Raw genomic sequence first — 17,412 nt, 5'->3', positions numbered from 1 at the left:
CAAACGTCGTGTTAACAGGCCCTAGTCGAACAGCAGGCCGCCCGCCACCGGCGCGCCGGCGGCATCGTCGCCGCCCAGGATGAGGATGCGGCCATCGGCCAGGCGCGTCACGCTGTGCCAGGCGCGTGGCACCGGCATGGCGGGCAGCGCCGTCGCACCCTGGCCGGGCCGGTAGAGGCAGGCGCTCGCGGCCACCGCGTCGGCCTCGGTCTGGCCGCCGAACAGGCGGATCTCGTCGCCCGCGGTGCGCACGCTGCGCACCAGGGTGCGCGCCTGCTCCAGCCCCTGCACGCCGACGAGCGTGCCGGCCAGCGGCTCATAGCGCAGCACCGAGGCCAGCGGCCGGATGCCCTCGGGTGCGATCAGCTCGCCGCCCAGGATCAGCACCGAGCCATCCGCCATGCGGTGCGCCTCGTGCAGCTGGCGCCGCTCGTCAAGCGCCGTGGCCACCGGGGCCAGGCTTTCGGCGGCCGGATCGAACAGCTCCGCCGTCACATTGACCGGCCCGTCGTGGTAGCCACCCACGATCAGCACGCGGCCATCGGCCAGCTGGGTCAGGCTGGGGAACTCGCGCACATGGCGCATGCGCGCGGCCAGCAGGCGGAACTGGCGCTGCTGCGGATCCCACAGCTCCAGCGTGTCGCGGCCCAGGCCGCCGGCCACCAGCACGCGGCCATCGGCCAGCGCCAGGGCGGCGTGGCGCGCCCTCGGCTGGCGCGGCCGCCCGGCATCCAGCACCGCGCCGCTGCGCTCGTCGATCAGCTCGGCCACGCCGCCGATCTCCAGGCTGATCAGGCCGCCCAGCACCAGGATCTGCCCGCTCGCCAGGCGCGTGGCGCTGTGCAGGGCGCGCCCGGTGCGCATCTGGCCGAGGCGTTCGAAGCGGCCGCTGGTGGGGTCGAAGCGGTCGATCGCGTTCGACAGGCTAGGCTCGCCGCGCGAGCCACCGATGACGAGCACGCCGCCATCCGCCGCCAGCACGGCGGCGTGGTACTGCAGCGCGAAGGGCAGCGCCAGCGCCTGATAGCGCTCGCGGTAGCGCACTGGCAGCAGCAGCTCGCGCCGCGCCGTGGGCCGGCCCGCGGCCTCGACCACCAGGGTGTAGCGGCGCGGCCCGTCCAGCACCGGGGTCTGCACCTCGACACCGCTGACGACCGCGCCGATCTCGGGTTCGATGCGCCCCGCGCCACCGCTGAACAGCGGCCGCAGGCGCAGGCGCTCGCCCACCAGGGGGCTGCCGGCCACGGTATCGAAGCCCTGGATGGCGGGCGCGGCGGGCAGCGGGTCGCTGCCGCCCGCGTCGCCGCCGCCGCCACAGCCGGCCAGGCCCCAGCTGGCTCCCAGGGCCAGGAATCCGCGGCGCGGTATCGAGAAATTGCTGCTGCTCATCGCTGGCTCCCTGCATATAGGCATCGCCGCCCACGGCGGCCCGGAGCGGCATGATGGGCAGGCGCGCGGCGCTTGTGAATTGCCTTTTCGGTGATGCGTTTACGGCATGAATCGCCCCGTCGACCGCAGCATCGACATCCGGCAGCTGCGCTACTTCCTGGTGCTGGCCGAGGAGCTGAACTTCCGCCGCGCCGCCGAGCGGCTGCACCTCACCCAACCGCCGCTATCGCGCCAGATCGCCGCGCTGGAAGCGGCGCTGGGCACGCCCCTGCTGGAGCGCCGTGGCAACAGCACGCGGCTGACCGAGGCGGGGCAGCAGGCCCGCCAGCGCTTTGCCGAGGCCGTGGCCGCCTTCGAAGCCGCGGTGCGCAGCGTCGGCAGCGCCGCGGCACGGCCCCGCGCCAAGCTGCGCCTGGGCCTGCCCTGGTGGGTGGACATGAGTGCGTTTGCGCAGCTCGAGCAGCGCCTGGGCGGCAGCCTGCCACCGCTCGAGCCGGTGCTGGGGCCGGGCCCCGAGCTGCTGGCCCAGCTGCAACGCCACGAGCTGGATGCCGCCCTGCTCACCATGCCGCACGAGCTGCAAGGCCTGCGCCACCAGCGCGTCGCGCGGCTGGCCCATGTGGCGATGATCCCGGCGAGCAGCGCGCTGGCGCGCAAGCGTGCGCTGCGCCTGCGCGAGCTGGAGGCGCTGCCGGCCTTTCTGCGCTTTCGCAAGCAGCAGAACCCGGCGCTCTGGACGCATTTCCAGCGGCTCTACGACGCCGCCGGCTTCCGGCCCGCGCGCGAACTCGACGCCCCCGGCACCTCGGCGACGATTGCGCAGATCGCCGCCGGCCGCGGCTGCACGCTGATGCCCGCGGCGTTCGCGCGCCAGAAATACCCCGGCGTGGCGGCCCGGCGCCTGCTGGACGACATCTATGTGGAGCTGCACCTGGTGTTGGGCGAACGCCTCGAAGCCCCGCTGGCGCAGGCCCTGCAGGCACAGGCCGATTTGCTGGCGGGCGCGCTGGCCTGACAATCGCACCATGGCCAAACCTATTCCCCGCCTCAGCCCGGACGAGATCCAGCGCATCATCGCCACCGCGTTCACCGACCGTCCGCCCTACAACAAGGTGCTGATGGAGCATGGCCTCGGCCAGGGCGAGCTGGTGCAGCTGATGAAGCGCGAGCTCACCTCCAGCGCCTACAAGCTCTGGGCGGCCCAGGGCAAGGGGGTGAAGGCGCCCACCAAGAAGGCCCAGTGGCCGCACGGGCGCTAGCGCTGGTCCACGCCCGCCCATGCCCAGCAGCTGGCCCAACCGACTCGAGCGCAAGCGCTTCAGCGATGCCCTGCTGATCGCGCTGACCCTGGCCGTGGGTGGCATCGGCAGCCTGCTGGGCTATGGCGCCGTCGGCGATGCCGAGCTGCTGCGCTTCAAGGAATTGCGCAGCGCCGCGGCGCGGCAGGTGGTGGACTCGTTCACGCAAGACCTGGCACGCACCGTCGAGGCGGTGCGCGGCGCCGGCCTGATGCTGGAGTCGCACCAGCAGATGCAGCGCGATGCCTTCAACCGCTATGCCGCCACGCTCGCCAAGGGCCTGCCCGGCCTGATGCTGCTGGAGTGGCAACCCATCGTGCCGCATGCGCGGCTGGCGCAGTTCGAGGCGCAGGCGCGCGCCCTGGGCCTGGCCGACTACCGCGTGCTCGAGCCCGGCCCGTCGCCCGACAGCTGGATGCCGGCGCGCGAACGCCCCGAGCATGTGCCGGTGCTGTTCGGCTGGCCCGAGAACGCCTCGCCCCTGGGTCTGGACCTGGCCTTCGATGCCCTGCGCATGGCCTCCAAGCTGGAGGCGCGCGCCACCGGCCGGCCGGTGGCCTCGGTCACCTTCACGGTGATCCATCGCCGGCCCGACGCCGAGCCGGTGACGGGCTTCGCCATCACCGCGCCGGTCTACGCCCGCAGCGAGGCGGGCGAGCGCCCTGCCGTGATCGGCTACTTGGCCGGCGTGATCGAGCTGCCCAGCCTGTTCCGGCGTGCCGCCCTGCTGGCCGAGCGCCTGCAGCTGGACCTGCTGGTGCATGCGGTGGACCCGCCCAGCAAGGAGCCCATCTATGTGCACGGCAGCGCCGATGCCGGCCCGCTCGCCGAAGCGCACAAGGTGGAGGTGGCCGGGCGTGTCTGGAACGTGCGCCTGCAGCCGCAGCCGGGCTTCATCGCCGGCGCACCGCCGCAAGTCGCGAGCTGGGTGCTGGCGGCCGGCCTCGCCGCCACCCTGCTGCTGAGCGCCAGCCTCTGGTGGGCGCAGCGGCGCAGCCGCGAGCTGGCGCAGGCGCAGAGCCGCCTGGTCAACGAGAGCGAACGCCTGCAAAACATCATCGCCGCCACCGGCGTGGGCACCTGGGACTATGCCTTCGAGACCAGGAAGGCCACGGTGAGCGAGCGCTGGCTGGCGATTGCCGGCCACGACGGCGCCGATTGGCAGCCCGGGCCGGACTACCACTGGAAGCAGGACTGCCACCCGGACGATGTGGCCGCCGTCGAGGCGGTGCTGCGCGCGCATCTGCAGGGTCAGACCGACCATTACGAGGTCGAGTACCGGCACCGCCATCGCACCGAGGGCTGGACCTGGGTGGCCACGCGCGGCAAGGTGGTGCGGCGCGACCGCGCCGGCAAGCCGCTGCAGATCGTCGGCATGATGGTGGAGATCAATGCGCGCAAGCAGGCCGAGGCGCGCATCCTGGAGCTCAACAACACGCTGGAGCAGCGCGTGCGCGAGCGCAGCGCCCGGCTCGAGGCCACGATGGAAAAGCTCTGCGAGGTGCAGGAGGAACTGTCGCGCACCGAGGCGCGCGCCACCCTCAGCACCATGGTGGCGAGCGTCTCGCACGAGCTCAGCACGCCGATGAGCAACGGCCTGATCGCCAGCAGCGCGCTGTCGGCCCAGGCGACGGATTTCGAGCGCCGCATCGCCGCCGGCGGGCTGCGCCGCAGCGAGCTGCAGCGCTTCGTCGAACAGATGCGCGGCGGCAGCCAGCTGGCGCAGCGCAATCTGGAGCGCGCGGTGGAGCTGCTGCGCAACTTCCGCCAGGTGGCGGCCGACCAGGCCAGCGAGCAGCGCCGGCGCTTCGAGCTGCACGAGGTGATCCAGGAGATCGTCGGCACCCTGGCGCCGACGCTGAAACGGCGCCCCCAGCGCCTGCTGCTCGACATCCCGGCGGGCATCGCGATGGACAGCTATCCGGGGCCGCTGGGCCAGGTGGCGATCAACCTCATCAACAACGCCTACCTGCATGCCTTCGAGGAGGGCCAGGCCGGCGAGCTGCGCATCCAGGCCCGTCAGGAGGGCGACCAGGTGCGCATCGAATTCCGCGACAACGGCCGCGGCATGAGCCCCGAGGCGCTGGACAAGCTCTTCCTGCCCTTCTTCAGCACCAAGATCGGCAAGGGCGGCACCGGCCTGGGCATGGCGATCGTGCAGACCCTCAGCAGCAAGACCCTGGGCGGCTCGGTGAGCGTGGCCTCCGAGCCGGGCCAGGGCACTTGCGTGACGGTGCTGCTGCCCTTGTGCGCGCCCACGCCGGGCAGCGCCTGAGGCCTGGCGCGGGTTGGCTCACAGCCCGGCCATGGCCAGGTACTTGGTCACCACATAGTCCTCGATGCCCTGGCGCGCGCCCTCGCGGCCCAGCCCGCTTTGCTTGACGCCGCCAAACGGCGCCACCTCGTTGGAGATCAGGCCGGTGTTGATGCCCACCATGCCGTACTCGAGCGCCTCGGCGACGCGCCAGATGCGGCCGATGTCGCGGCTGTAGAAGTAGCTGGCCAGGCCGTACTCGGTGGCATTGGCCTGGGCGATCACTTCGGCGTCGCTGCCGAAACGGAACAGCGGCGCCAGCGGGCCGAAGGTCTCCTCGCGCGCCACCGCCATCGCGGGCGTCACGTCGGCCAGCACGGTGGGCTGGAAGAAGTTGCCGCCCAGCGCATGGCGCGCGCCCCCCACCAGCACGCGCGCCCCCAGGCCGACCGCATCGGCGATATGCGCCTCCACCTTGGCCAGCGCGGCGGCATTGATCAGCGGCCCCTGCTGCACGCCGGCCTCGAGGCCGTTGCCCACCACCAGGCGGCTCACCGCGGCGGCCAGCTTGTCGGCAAAGGCGGCGTAGACGCGCTCGTGCACATAGATGCGGTTGGCGCAGACGCAGGTCTGGCCGGCGTTGCGGAACTTGGAGAGCATGGCGCCCTCCACCGCGGCGTCCAGGTCGGCGTCCTCGAAGACGATGAAGGGCGCGTTGCCGCCCAGCTCCAGCGAGAGCTTCTTGATGGTGGGGGCCGATTGCGCATAGAGCAGCCGGCCCACCGCGGTGGAGCCGGTGAAGCTGAGCTTGCGCACCGTGGGGTTGCGGGTCAGCTCGCCGCCGATCGCCTTGGGGTCGCCGGTCAGCACCTGCAGCAGGCCCGCCGGCAGGCCGGCCTGCTCGGCCAGCGCGGCCAGGGCCAGCGCCGAGAAGGGCGTGGCCTCGGCGGGCTTGACGATGATGGGGTTGCCCGCCGCCAGCGCCGGCGCCACCTTGCGCGTGATCATGGCGAGCGGGAAGTTCCAGGGCGTGATGGCGGCGCACACGCCGATCGGCTCGCGCAGCACCAGCAGGCGCCGGTCGGCCAGCGGGCTGGGGATGGTCTCGCCGTAGAGGCGCTTGCCCTCCTCGGCAAACCATTCGATGAAGGCCGCGGCATAGGCCACCTCGCCGCGCGCCTCGGCCAGGGGCTTGCCCTGCTCCCGGGTCATCAGCTCAGCGAGCGCCTCGGTATGCGCCAGCACCAGCTCGTGCCAGCGGCGCAGCAGGGCGGCGCGCTCCTTGGCCGGGCGGCGGCGCCAGGGGCCCCAGGCGCGCTCGGCGGCGGCGATCGCGCGCGCGGTTTCGGCCGCGCCCATCAGCGGCACCTGGCCCAGCAGCTCGCCGCTGGCGGGGTTCTCGACATCGAGGGTGCGGCCGTCGTCGGCGGCCACCCAGCGGCCATCCAGCAGGGCACGATCGCGCTGCAGCGTCAGGGGTGCGTTCATGGTTGTTCAGGCCTTCAGCAAGGCGTCGGTCAGCAGGGCGAGCGCCTCGTCGAAGACGGCGTCGGGGGTGGTGAGCGGGTGCAGGAAGCGGATCACATTGCCGTAGCTGCCGCAGCTCAGCAGCATCAGGCCGCGCTGCAGGGCCAGGGCCTGCACGCGCTTGGTGAACTCGGCGTCGGGGGCGCCGCTGGCGGGGTCGCAGAACTCGGCCGCCAGCATGCTGCCGATGCCGCGCACCTCGGCCAGCTGCGGCACCCGGCCGCGCAGGCCCTCCAGGCAGGCGCGCAGGCGCGCGCCCAACGCCTCGGCGCGCTCGCACAGGCCCTCGTCGGCGATCACGTCCAGCACCGCATGCGCGGCCGCCACCGCCAGCGGGTTGCCGGCATAGGTGCCACCCAGGCCGCCCGGGGCTGCCGCATCCATCAGCTCGGCGCGCCCGCACACGCCCGACAGCGGCAGGCCGCCGGCCAGGCTCTTGGCAAAGGTGATGAGGTCGACGGGCACGCCATGGTGCTGCGAGGCAAAGAGCTTGCCGGTGCGGGCGAAGCCGGTCTGGATCTCGTCGGCGATCAGCAGGATGCCGTGCGCGTCGGCGATGCGGCGCAGGCCGGCGACGAAGGCCTCGGGCGCCGGGTTGAAGCCGCCCTCGCCCTGCACCGGCTCGTAGATGAAGGCCGCCACGCGCTGCGGGTCGATGTCGGCCTTGAACAGGCGCTGCACGCCGGCCAGCGCCTCGTCCACGCTCACGCCATGCAGGGCGCTGGGGAAGGGCGCATGGTAGGTCTCGGCCGGGAAGGGGCCGAAGCCCGCCTTGTAGGGCTGCACCTTGCCGGTCAGCGCCATGCCCATCATGGTGCGGCCGTGGAAGGCGCCGTCGAAGGCGATCACGCCGCTGCGGCCGGTGGCGGCGCGCGCGATCTTGATGGCGTTCTCCACCGCTTCGGCGCCGGTGGTGAAGAAGGCGGTCTTCTTGGCCCAGTCGCCCGGCATGGCGGCGTTGATGCGCTCGGCCAGGGTCACATAGCCGGCATAGGGCACGACCTGGTAGGCGGTGTGGTGGAAGGCCTGCAGCTGCGCCGCAATGGCGGCCTGCACACGCGGATGGCGGTGGCCGGTGTTGAGCACCGCGATACCGCTGGCGAAATCGATGAAGCGGCGCCCCTCCACATCCCACAGCTCGGCATTCAGCGCGCGCTCGGCATAGAAGTTCTGCAGCACGGCCACGCCACGCGGCGTGGCGGCCAGGCGGCGCGCCTGCCAGTCACTGTTCAGGCTCTTGGCATCTTGGTCGGGATGGGACATGGGGGCTCCTGTGACGATGCCGCAATGTGCGCCATAGTGGTTCAATCGATAAGTACCAGTTTGTGATTTCTAATAGAGCCACTTTCCGAGGCCCTGGGCATATGAAGGACACCAATCTGGCCGACTGGCTGCTGCAGCATCTGCATGGCGAGGGCGCCATGAACCGCCAGCTGCACGACCTGCTGCTGCGGGCGGTGCTGCAGGGCCAGCTGGCCGCGGGCAGCAAGCTGCCCTCCACGCGCTGGCTGGCCCAGCAGCTGGGCGTGGCGCGCAACACCGTCATCGACGCCTACGACAACCTGCTGGCCCAGGGCTGCCTGCTCACCCGCGCCGGCAGCGGCACCTATGTGGCCGAGGTGGAGCGCGAGCCGCCGCTGGGCCTGGGCCGCGCCGGCGCGCACAAGGCCGTGGCGCCGGCCGCGCCCACGCTCTCCAGGCGCGGCAGCGCCCTGCTGGCCCAGGCCGGGGTGTCGGCGCGCCAATGGGGTGCCTTCATGCCCGGCGTGCCCGACGTCACCGAATTCCCGGTGCGCACCTGGCTGCGCCTGCACAACCGGCGCTGGCACGAGGCCAAGCCCGAACGCCTCAGTTACGCGCCCGGCGGCGGCCTGCCCGAGCTGCGCGAGGCCCTGGCCGAGCACCTGCGCGTGGCGCGCTCGGTGCAATGCACGGCCGAACAGATCATCATCACCAGCGGCAGCCACCAGGCGGTGGACCTGGTGGCGCGCCTGCTCACCGACCCGGGCGACACGGTCTGGCTGGAAGAGCCCTGCTACTGGGGCCTGCGCAGCACGCTGCAATCGCTGAGCCTGCGGGCGCTGGCACAGCCCGTGGACGCCGAGGGCCTGAGCTGGCCGGGCCGGTTCAAGGGTGCGGCACCGCGCCTGGTGCTGGCCACGCCCTCGCACCAATACCCGCTGGGCATGGTGATGAGCCTGGCGCGCCGCCAGCAGCTGCTGGAGCATTGCCGCCAGCATGGCAGCTGGATCGTGGAGGACGATTACGACAGCGAATTCCGCTTCGGCACGCGCCCCATCGCCAGCCTGCAGGGTCTGGACGGCGGCGACCGCGTGCTCTACGTGGGCAGCTTCAGCAAGACCCTGTTCCCGGGCCTGCGCCTGGGCTATCTGGTGGTGCCCAAGGCCCTGGCCGCGCCCTTTGCCAAGGCCTCGGCCGAGCTCTACCGCGAGGGCCAGCTGCAGCAGCAGGCCACGCTGGCCGACTTCATCCGCGACGGCCATCTGGGCAACCATGTGCGGCGCATGCGCACGCTCTACGGCAAGCGGCGCGAATGCCTGCTGGCGGCGGTGCAGTCCAATTTTGGCGACGCCCTGCCGGTGCTGGGCGACAACGCCGGCCTGCACCTGGTGCTGCAACTGCCCGAGGGCACGGACGACCGCGCCATCGAGGCCAGCGCCGCGAAGGCCGGCATCGCGGTGCGCGCGCTCAGCAGCTACTACAGCAACCCGGCCAGCGCACGCCGCGGCCTCTTGCTGGGCTACGCCTGCGTGCCCGAGGCCCGCATCGCGCCGGCATTCCGCACGCTGGCGGAGGTGCTGCGGCGCCCGCCCACCCCGCTAGCCCCATAGCGCCGCGTCGGGCGCATGCAGGCGTGAGGCCGCATAGGCGATCGCCGGCTGCCGGTCGGCGGCCAGCAGCAGCGGGCCGTCCAGGTCCACGAAGCGGCAATGCTGGGCCACGATGAAGGCCGGCGCCATCGCCAGCGAGCTGCCGCCCATATTGCCCACCATCAGGCCGAAGCCCAGCTGCCGCGCCGCCTTGGCCAGCGCCAGCGCCTCACTCAGGCCGCCACTCTTGTCGAGCTTGATGTTGATGTACTGGTAGAGGCCTTGCAGCGCACGCAGCGAGCCGCGGTCGGTGCAGCTCTCGTCGGCCGCCAGCGGGATCGGTGAGCTCAGCCCCACCAGTTGCGCATCCGTGCCGCGCGGCACCGGTTGTTCGATCAGCTCCACGCCATAGCTGCGCAGCCCCGGCAGCAGCTTCTCCAGCAGGCTGCGGTCCCAGGCCTGGTTGGCATCGATCACCAGGCGCGCGGTGGGGTGCTCTTCCTTGCACAGGCGCAGCATCTCCAGATGCCGCTCGGCGTCGGCCTTGACCTTCAGCAGCGGCATATGGCGGGCGGCGCGCGCCATGCGGCGCACCTGGGCCTCGCTGCCCAGGCCGATGGTGTAGGCAGTCGACACCGGCTCCACCAGGCTCTGCCCGGCCAGCTCCCAGGCGCGCGCGCCGGACTGCTTGGCGCGCAGATCCCAGAGCGCGCAGTCGATCGCATTGCGCGCGCCGCCGGCGGGCAGCCACTGCGTCAGCTCGGAGGGGCCGAGATCGGCATGCAGGCGCGCGCGCAAGGCTTCCAGCTGCGCGGCCATGCCGCTTGCGGTTTCGCCGTCATAGGACACCCCAGCCGCCTCGCCGCGGCCGCAGCGGCCCTGGGCATCGCGCAGGGCCGCGACGAGCACCGGGATCTCGGTGATCACACCTCGGGCGATCTCGAAGGGCTCGGCCAGCGCCAGGCATTCGATCGTGAGTTCAAGTTCAAGCGTCATGACGGTCTCTAGCTGATAGGGTGGGCATGGCTCAGGCCGCCAGCGCGTGCGGATTGGCCACGCGCGGCCAGTAGTTGAGATCGCGCGCCTTGAACGGGATGCTGGCGAAGCTGGGCGTGACGGCGCCCGGCGTGGCGGCGTAGAACACCGCCTTGGCGATGGGTGCAAAGTCGGCGTGGAAATGCTGGGTGGACTTGACGATGACGAGCTTCTTGTCGGCCAGGCTCAGGCCCAGGCCGGTGAAGGCATCGGTGCCCATCAGCTGGCCGCGCACCGAGGCCAGCAGCAGATGCACGTCGTTGGCCGCCTCCACCCACACGCTCAGGCCCATCGGGATGCGCCCGCTCACGCCCGGCAGGCCTTGCGAATGCTGCTCCGCGATGCCGCGCACGGTGACCTGCAGATCGACCGGGTCGCCCGAGCTGGGCCCGCATTTGCCACCCACGCGCAGCGCGATCACCGCGCCCACACCGGCATCGCGGCAGATCTGGATCGCGCCCAGATCCCAGAAGGCACCAATGACGGCATGGCCGATGCCGCGCTCGAGCAGGCGCCGCAGCACGAAGCTGCTGTCGCCCGGGGCGCCGCCGCCGGGGTTGTCGGCCACGTCGGCGATCACCACCGGCCCGCCCTGCACCTGCAGCGCCTGGTCCAGTGCCTGGTCGAGCGGCACGGCGTTGTCGCCGGTGAGCGCGCGCAGCTCCCAGAACTCGCGGCCCAGCTGCTCGGCCAGGGCCTGGGCGCGGGCCGGGTCGTGGTCGGTCACCACCCACAGCTTGGCGCCGGACTCGGGCACATCGCCCCATGGGAAGCCATGGCCCAGCGAGATCGAGAGCACGCCGTCGCGCCCTTCCAGCGCCTGCATGCGCTTGACGAAGCCCATCATGGGCTCGCGCGTGGTGTGCCACAGCCCCACCATCTTGCAGTCGAACACGGCGGTGGTGGGCCGCACCTCGCCCCGCGCCGTGCGCGCGAGGATGTCGTAGAGCTCGCGCGCGCGCGCCTCGCCGTCGACATGCGGGTACTCCTTGAAGGCGATGATCACGTCCGCCGAGCAGCGCATCAGCTCGGTGAAATGGCAGTGCAGATCGAGCTCGACACCGAAGGGCACGTCGGGGCCGATGATCTCGCGCACCCTGGCCATCAGGTCGCCCTCGCAATCGTCATAGCCCTGCGCCACCATGGCGCCATGCAGCACCAGCTGCACCGCATCCACCGGCAGCGCGGCGCGCAGATCGGCCAGGATCTGCTCGCGCAGGTCCTCGTAGACGGCGCGCACGGTGGGCCCCAGGGGCTGGGCGAAGGCACACAGGCTCTCGACCATCTGGTGGCCATCGGCCTCCAGCATGTCGCGCATGAAGCGCATGAAGGCGCCGCTGCCGGCGGGCGCCTTGGCGCTGGCGTCGCCGCGGTAGATGCCATATTCCTCGAAGCCACCCCAGCCGGTGGGGGCGGCGGCAAAGGTGTTGGTCTCGGTGGCGAGCTGGGCAACAAAGAATTTCATCGGAGGGCTCCCTTCAGTCGGCCAGGCGCTCGAAGCGCATCTGGCGGGTACGCGTGGTGTTGATGCGGAAGGCCGCGATGCGGCCGTCGGTGCCCGGCTCGGCGCTGAGCACGCCGCACAGGGGCGAGCCGCTGACGCGCCAGCCGAACACCGCCGCCGCGAACGCCTCCAGCTCCAGCGCGTGGCTGCCGAAGGCGCCGAACACCTCGAGCAGCAACTTCTCGCCCTCGAAGCGCACCACCGCCTCGGCGTCCAGATCGGGCGCGCGGTAGCGGCCCAGCAGCGCCGGGGCCACCTCGGCCAGCGCCGGCGGCGTGGCCGGCAGGCGCTCGAAGCGCTCGGCCTGCCCGCCCTCGCTGAGCTCCAGCATCGCCGGCGCCTCGCCGGTGCCGGCCAGCGCGGCCAGCGGCAGGCTCAGCGGCCCCATCGCCATGTCCTCGAAGCCCAGCCGCAGCGCGTCACCGCGCTGCTTCAGCGCCACCGGCGGCATGTTCAGGAAGCACAGGCCCAGGCGCGCGTCGGCCGCCTCGGCGAAGCCGAACACCAGGCCCGAAGCGCTGGCGTGATAGCACGTGCCCAGCATGGGCTTGAAGCTCTCGCTGGCGGGCTTGGCATCGAGCGGCCCCAGCAGCGCGGGGTCCAGCAGGGCATCGATGATCTGGTGCGCCAGCTCGACCGGGTTGGCCGGGGCGCCATTCGTCATGATGATGATGTCCAGCGCCTGGCTCGGCACGGTGATCATCTGGCAGCTGCCGCCGATCACGCCACCGGCATGGTGGATGACGTCGATGCCACGGTAGGCGTGCACCATCAGGCCCAGCGCATAGGGATTCACCAGGCCGTTGTTGAGCCGGGCGGGCGTCACCATCTGCTGCCAGCTGGCCGCGCTGCCCACCGTCTTGGCCGGGGCGCGCATATGCGCCAGCCAGGCCAGCATGTCGTCGATGGTGGAGACCATCGCGCCCTCGCCGCGCACCTCCTCGGTGGGGAAGATGCCGCGCCGCCAACCGCCGCCCTGCTCGGGCGGCAGCGGCACATGCAGGGTGGCCATGCCGCGATGGATCTCAAAGTCGCTCGGCACCGAGGTGGTGTCCTGCATCGCCAGCGGCGTGAAGATGCGCTCCTGCAGGAACTGCTCGAAGGGCATGCCGCTGATGCGCTCGATCACCAGCGAGAGCAGGTGGTAGCCACCGTTGCAGTACATCATCTTCTCGCCCGGCGCGAAGTTGACCGCGGTCTGGCGCACCTGCGTGGCCAGCGCCACGCCCTTGGGCTTGATCGCCATGCCCTCGGACAGAAAGCCCACATCGAGGTAGCAGCGGTAGCCGCCGGTGTGGCTCATCAGCTGGCGCAGGGTCGGCTCGCCCGCCAGCACCGGCAGCTCGGGGATGTAGCGGCGCACACCCGCGTCGACATCGAGCTTGCCATCCTCGGCCAGCAGGAGCACGGCCAGGCAGGTGAAATGCTTGCTGGTGGATCCGATGCGCATGCGCGTCCAGGCCGTGTTGGCCACGCCCAGCTCGACGCTGGCCAGGCCGAAGCCACGCCGGTAGAGCGTGCGGCCATGCCGGGCCACGCCGACGATCAGGCCCGGTGCATCGCTGCGGTTGAAGGGCTCGAACAGGCCGTCGAGGGCCGCGACACCGGTCTTCGCGTTGGTGTTCGCTGCGGCTTTGGATTCGCTCATGGGATATCTCCAGATTGGGTGGTGGTGGTTCAGATCGGGTCCGGCCGGACCAGATCGGGATGGATGGTTTGGACGGTGTGGACGAAGGCCTGCTCGGCGCCCTTCATCAGCAGCGCGGCGAGCGCGAAGGCAAGCGCGCCGACGCCGGCCACCGCCATCAGCAGGCCTTGCGGACTGGCGCTCAGCAGGTCGGACAGGGCGCCCACCAGCACCGGGCTCAGTGCACTCAGCAGCACCGTCACCACGCTGCCGATGGCGATCAGGCGCGAGCGCAGCGCCGCCGGGGTCATGTCCTGCAGCAGGGTCGGCATGAGCACGCTGCCGGCGATCAGCGCCGTCACCTGCACGCCGAACAGCAGATAGAGCATGCTGACGCTCTGCGCCAGCGGCATGAGGGCGGCCGCCAGCGTCGCGACGGCCGAGCCGACCGCGATGACGCGCAGCGGCAGCGCCAGGCCCAGGCGCCGGCCCAGCAGCCGCACGCCCAGCGCACCCAGCGTGGCGCCGGCCGCGGTGCCGAGCAGATAGGCCAGGCCCATGCCCTGGCCCACCGCGCCGGCGGGGGCGCCGAAGCTACGCGTGGCAATGATGGGCAGCCAGTTGCCGCTGGCCGCCAGGCCCAGGCCGGCCAGACCCGAGCCACCGAACACGCCCGCCATGCAGCGCAGATGGGCGCGCGCATAGTCGCGCAGCGCCGCCGGGCGCGCGTTGGCGGCGGCGGCCGTGTGGCTGTCAACGCGTTGCGGATGCAGGCGTATCAGCAGCACCGCCAGCGCCACCAGCGGCCCCGGCAGCGCCACCACCAGAAAGGCCAGGCGCCAGGACTCCAGCCCCTGCAGGGCGGTGGGCAGCAGCGGGCGCAGCGCGTCGAGGCTCTGCACCATGGCCCCGCTCAGCGCGATGCCCAGGCCCGCACCGAAGATCGCCGCCAGCGCGTAAATGCCGTTCGCCAGCACGCGACGGCGCGGCGACACGATCTCGGGGATCAGGCCGAAGACGATGGGCGAGAGGCCGGCCTCGCCGATACCCAGGCCGGCCGCGGCCAGGAACAGCGCGGGAAAGTCGGTGGCCATGCCGCAGGCCGCCGTGGCCGCGGCCCATACCAGCACGCAGGCGGCCAGCACGCTGCGCCGGCCATAGCGGTCGGCCAGCCAGCCCACCGGCACCGCCGCCACGCCCGCGAACAAGGTGATGCCGGCGCCCTGCAGCAGGCCCAGCTTGGTGTCGGTGAGCTGCAGCGACTGCCGCATCGGCTCGGCCAGCAGCACCAGGATCTGGCGATCCAGCGCACCGAACACGGTGGCGATGATCAGCACCAGCAGGCCATAGGCGCCGATCGCAGCGCCGCGCCAGCGGCCAGCGCGCGCGTGCCGGCCGGGCGCCAGCACTGGGCGCTCAATGAATGAGTTATGCATGAGGTCGAACCCGATGAGGAGGAGGCAGCGGCCGGCAGCGCGCCGGCGCGCGGCCTTAGAACGGCAGGGTCAGCGTGGCGCCCAGCGTGCGCGGCCGCGCCAGCGAGACCCAGGCGGGGCCGCCCAGCGCCTGCACCGCGCTGATGGACCCGAGCTGGGCAGGCTTGTCGAACAGGTTGCGCACGAACAGGGCTAGGCTGGCGCGCTTGAAATCGATGCCGGCCTGCAGGTCGGTCATCGCATAGGCGGGCAGGCGGTACAGCGGCATGGCGGCGCTGCCTTCGAAGCCGGCATTGCGCTGGCCCACGTAGCGCTGCGTCAGCCCCACATAGCTGGGATAGCCGGCCAGGGCAAAGGCGTAGCCGGCGCTGAGCGTGGCCGCAAAGCGGGCGCTGCTGGGCAGGCGTGCGCCGGCCGCGGCGCCGAGGCCCGGTGCATCCTCGCTGAGCTTGGCATCGATGAGGGCGACGTTGCCGGCCAGGGTCCAGTGCGCATCGGGCCGCCAGCTGGCGGCCAGCTCGGCACCGCGCACATGGGCGGCACCGGCATTCACGATCACCGACACGCCGTTGACGGGCATGAACTGCTGCAAGTCCTTCCAGCGGATGTCGAACAAGGCCGCCTCGAGCGACATGCGCTTGTCCAGCAGATCGGCCTTGTAGCCGGCCTCGACGCTGGTGAGCGTGTCGGGCTGGAAGGTGGGCGGCGCCAGCGGTTCGCCGGTGGTGGAGCTGCGCAGCACCGCGTTCGGGCCACCGGGGCGGTAACCGGTGGCGGCGCGCGCATAGAGGTCGCTGCGCGCATCCAGCGCATAGCGGGCCGTCAGCAGCCAGGTGCGGCTGGTGTCGCTGGAGTTGGCGTCGATGGACTGGGCACCGCCCAGCAGCAGCCCGTCGGAGTGCTGCACATAGTGCTGCTTGTTGCGCGCCACGCGCAGCCCGCCGGTGAGCGCCAGGCCATGCTCGAACTTCCAGGTCAGGTCGCCGTAGAGCGCGAGCTCGCGGTACTCGGCCGGCAGCGCGGCCGTCGCCAGCAGCGGGCCGGGCGTGCCATCGGGCAGGCTGCTGGTGACGGCCTGCTGGTTGTCACTGCGCTCGTGGTCAATGTAGAGGCCGGCCAGCCATTCGAGCTGCTTGTCGGCCTTGGAGGTCAGGCGCAGTTCCTGCGTGCTCTTGTCCAGCGCCAGCGCATTGCTCACCGGCGTGCTGCCCAGGCTCAGACCCAGACTCTGCAGCAGCGGCAGATAGCCGGCGCTGAGGTCGAGATTCAGCTCGGAGCGGATTCTCTGCTTCGAGCCGATGGCGTTGAAGCGCGCCCAGCCGAAGTCGTATTCGAGATCGGCCGCGAGCAGGTCGATCTTGACCTGGTAGGGCTCGGCGGCGCGCAGGCGGCGCAGGCGTTCGCCCTCGACGGGGCGGCCGCTGACCTCATAGTCGACAAAATCGGTGCCGTCACGGCGGATCTGCTGGGTCGTGCCGGTCAGGCGCAGTTTCAGGCGGTTGCCGGGCGCCACCAGCAGCGAGACGCGCGCGCCATGGGTGTTGCCGCCATCGCTGTTGGCGCGGCCGGCCGGCCCCACGGTGTCGGTGCTGCCGCCCACCCGGTCGTCAAAGGCGGAGATGCGCAGGCCCGCCACATCCTCCTTCAGCGGCACATTGACGACCGCACCAAGCGCATGGCTGGCAGCACCACCGCGGGTCGTCGATGCGCCCAGGCTGAGCTTGCCGGAAAGCTCGTAGGTGTCGGGCTCGTTGGTCACGTACTTGAGCAGGCCGCCCATCGCACCGGCGCCGTACAGCGTGCCCTGCGGGCCGCGCAGGACCTCGATGTGGTGCAGGTCCAGCGAGCTCATGTCCAGCGCCATTTGCCCGCCATTCGCGTAGGGGCCGCTGGTACCGAAGGCGACATCGTCGACATAGATGCCCACGGTGGCGATGGTCTGCGCGCCGGTGCTGACGCCACGGATGCTCACCGCGCCCACGCCCGCCCCGCCGGTGCTCTTGACGTCGATGCCGGCCTCGTTGGCGAGATAGTCGCTCAGGCTCTTGGCACCGTTGCGATCGAGCTGTTCGCCGCCGATCACATTCACCTGCATCGGCACCTCGCGCACCGGCTCGCGGCGCCGGCTCGCGCTGACCACCACGGTGCCCAGTGTGCTCACCTCGTCCTGCACGCGCTTCTCGGGATTGGGCGGAGGCTCGACAAAGATCACCACCGCGCCCGAGACATCGCGCCGCACCGACAGCGGCGTGCCCTCGAGCAGCTGCTGCAGCGCGTCCTCGGCCGAGGCGCTGCGCTTGAGGCCCTTGCTGCTGCGGCCCCGCACATCCTCGATCTTGTAGATCAGTTGCGTGCCCGATTGCGCCGCATAGGCATCGAGGGCCGCCTTCAGCTCGCCGGCGGCGATATCGAATTGGCGCGGCTGCGCCTGCACGGCGGCGCCGAGCAGCAGCGCGCAGCTCAGGGCCAGGCGGGCCATGAGATTCAAGCGAGTCATCGGATTCATATGCG

12 protein-coding genes are annotated in these 17,412 nt (G+C 71.6%); 4 read left to right on the top strand and 8 right to left on the bottom strand.

From position 1 onward, the window contains the following. Positions 1-21 precede the first annotated feature (21 nt). The gene (locus AC3WQY_RS14430; protein WP_492709314.1) at positions 22-1,389 is read right to left on the bottom strand and encodes a Kelch repeat-containing protein; all 1,368 of its coding nucleotides are present in this window, start codon (positions 1,387-1,389) and stop codon (positions 22-24) included. 106 nt (positions 1,390-1,495) lie between these two features. Here AC3WQY_RS14430 and AC3WQY_RS14425 point away from each other — a divergent pair, with 106 nt between their 5' ends. Genes AC3WQY_RS14425 through AC3WQY_RS14415 form a run of 3 tightly spaced genes read left to right on the top strand, consistent with a single transcriptional unit; the run spans position 1,496 to position 4,962 of the window. Further along, a complete protein-coding gene (locus AC3WQY_RS14425) occupies positions 1,496-2,404 on the top strand; it encodes a LysR family transcriptional regulator (protein ID WP_285234414.1) in 909 nt (302 codons plus the stop codon). Between the two features lie 10 nt (positions 2,405-2,414). After that, positions 2,415-2,648, top strand: coding sequence for a DUF2805 domain-containing protein (locus AC3WQY_RS14420; protein ID WP_285234415.1), 234 nt, complete (start codon positions 2,415-2,417; stop codon positions 2,646-2,648). A gap of 19 nt (positions 2,649-2,667) precedes the next feature. Next, positions 2,668-4,962 carry a CHASE domain-containing protein gene (locus tag AC3WQY_RS14415; protein ID WP_492709311.1) on the top strand — a complete coding sequence of 765 codons (2,295 nt, stop codon included), beginning with the start codon at positions 2,668-2,670 and terminating at the stop codon, positions 4,960-4,962. Positions 4,963-4,980: 18 nt separating this feature from the next. Here AC3WQY_RS14415 and AC3WQY_RS14410 read toward each other — a convergent pair whose 3' ends face one another. Both AC3WQY_RS14410 and gabT read right to left on the bottom strand, forming a co-directional pair. Then, on the bottom strand, positions 4,981-6,429 hold the full coding sequence (locus AC3WQY_RS14410) for an NAD-dependent succinate-semialdehyde dehydrogenase (protein WP_492709309.1): 1,449 nt from the start codon (positions 6,427-6,429) through the stop codon (positions 4,981-4,983). 6 nt (positions 6,430-6,435) lie between these two features. After that, positions 6,436-7,731, bottom strand: coding sequence for a 4-aminobutyrate--2-oxoglutarate transaminase (gabT, locus tag AC3WQY_RS14405; RefSeq protein ID WP_492709307.1), 1,296 nt, complete (start codon positions 7,729-7,731; stop codon positions 6,436-6,438). A 101-nt stretch (positions 7,732-7,832) separates the two neighbouring features. On the opposite strand from gabT, the gene pdxR reads away from it, so the two are divergent. Next, a complete protein-coding gene (gene pdxR, locus AC3WQY_RS14400) occupies positions 7,833-9,320 on the top strand; it encodes a MocR-like pyridoxine biosynthesis transcription factor PdxR (RefSeq protein WP_492709305.1) in 1,488 nt (495 codons plus the stop codon). Here the strand turns inward: pdxR and dgcA are convergent. The 5 genes from dgcA to AC3WQY_RS14375 are packed head-to-tail and all read right to left on the bottom strand — an operon-like array spanning position 9,309 to position 17,380. After that, entirely contained in the window at positions 9,309-10,295 is a 987-nt protein-coding gene (dgcA, locus tag AC3WQY_RS14395) for an N-acetyl-D-Glu racemase DgcA (RefSeq protein WP_492709303.1), read from the bottom strand. The genes pdxR and dgcA overlap by 12 nt on opposite strands. Positions 10,296-10,326: 31 nt before the next feature. Next, positions 10,327-11,799 carry a M81 family metallopeptidase gene (locus AC3WQY_RS14390; protein WP_492709301.1) on the bottom strand — a complete coding sequence of 491 codons (1,473 nt, stop codon included), beginning with the start codon at positions 11,797-11,799 and terminating at the stop codon, positions 10,327-10,329. A 13-nt stretch (positions 11,800-11,812) separates the two neighbouring features. Continuing rightward, entirely contained in the window at positions 11,813-13,486 is a 1,674-nt protein-coding gene (locus AC3WQY_RS14385) for a serine hydrolase domain-containing protein (protein ID WP_492709299.1), read from the bottom strand. Positions 13,487-13,515: 29 nt separating this feature from the next. Then, positions 13,516-14,901: an MFS transporter gene (locus tag AC3WQY_RS14380; protein ID WP_492709298.1), complete on the bottom strand. Its 1,386-nt coding sequence runs from the start codon at positions 14,899-14,901 to the stop codon at positions 13,516-13,518. A 55-nt stretch (positions 14,902-14,956) separates the two neighbouring features. Further along, positions 14,957-17,380, bottom strand: a complete 2,424-nt coding sequence (locus AC3WQY_RS14375; protein WP_492709351.1) for a TonB-dependent receptor — start codon at positions 17,378-17,380, stop codon at positions 14,957-14,959. Between the last annotated feature and the right edge of the window lie 32 nt (positions 17,381-17,412).

The sequence above is a fragment of the Roseateles sp. FW301-B2 genome (assembly GCF_058788955.1).
Note: the sequence above shows the minus strand (reverse complement) of the source record. Positions and strands in the feature narration are given on the sequence as shown.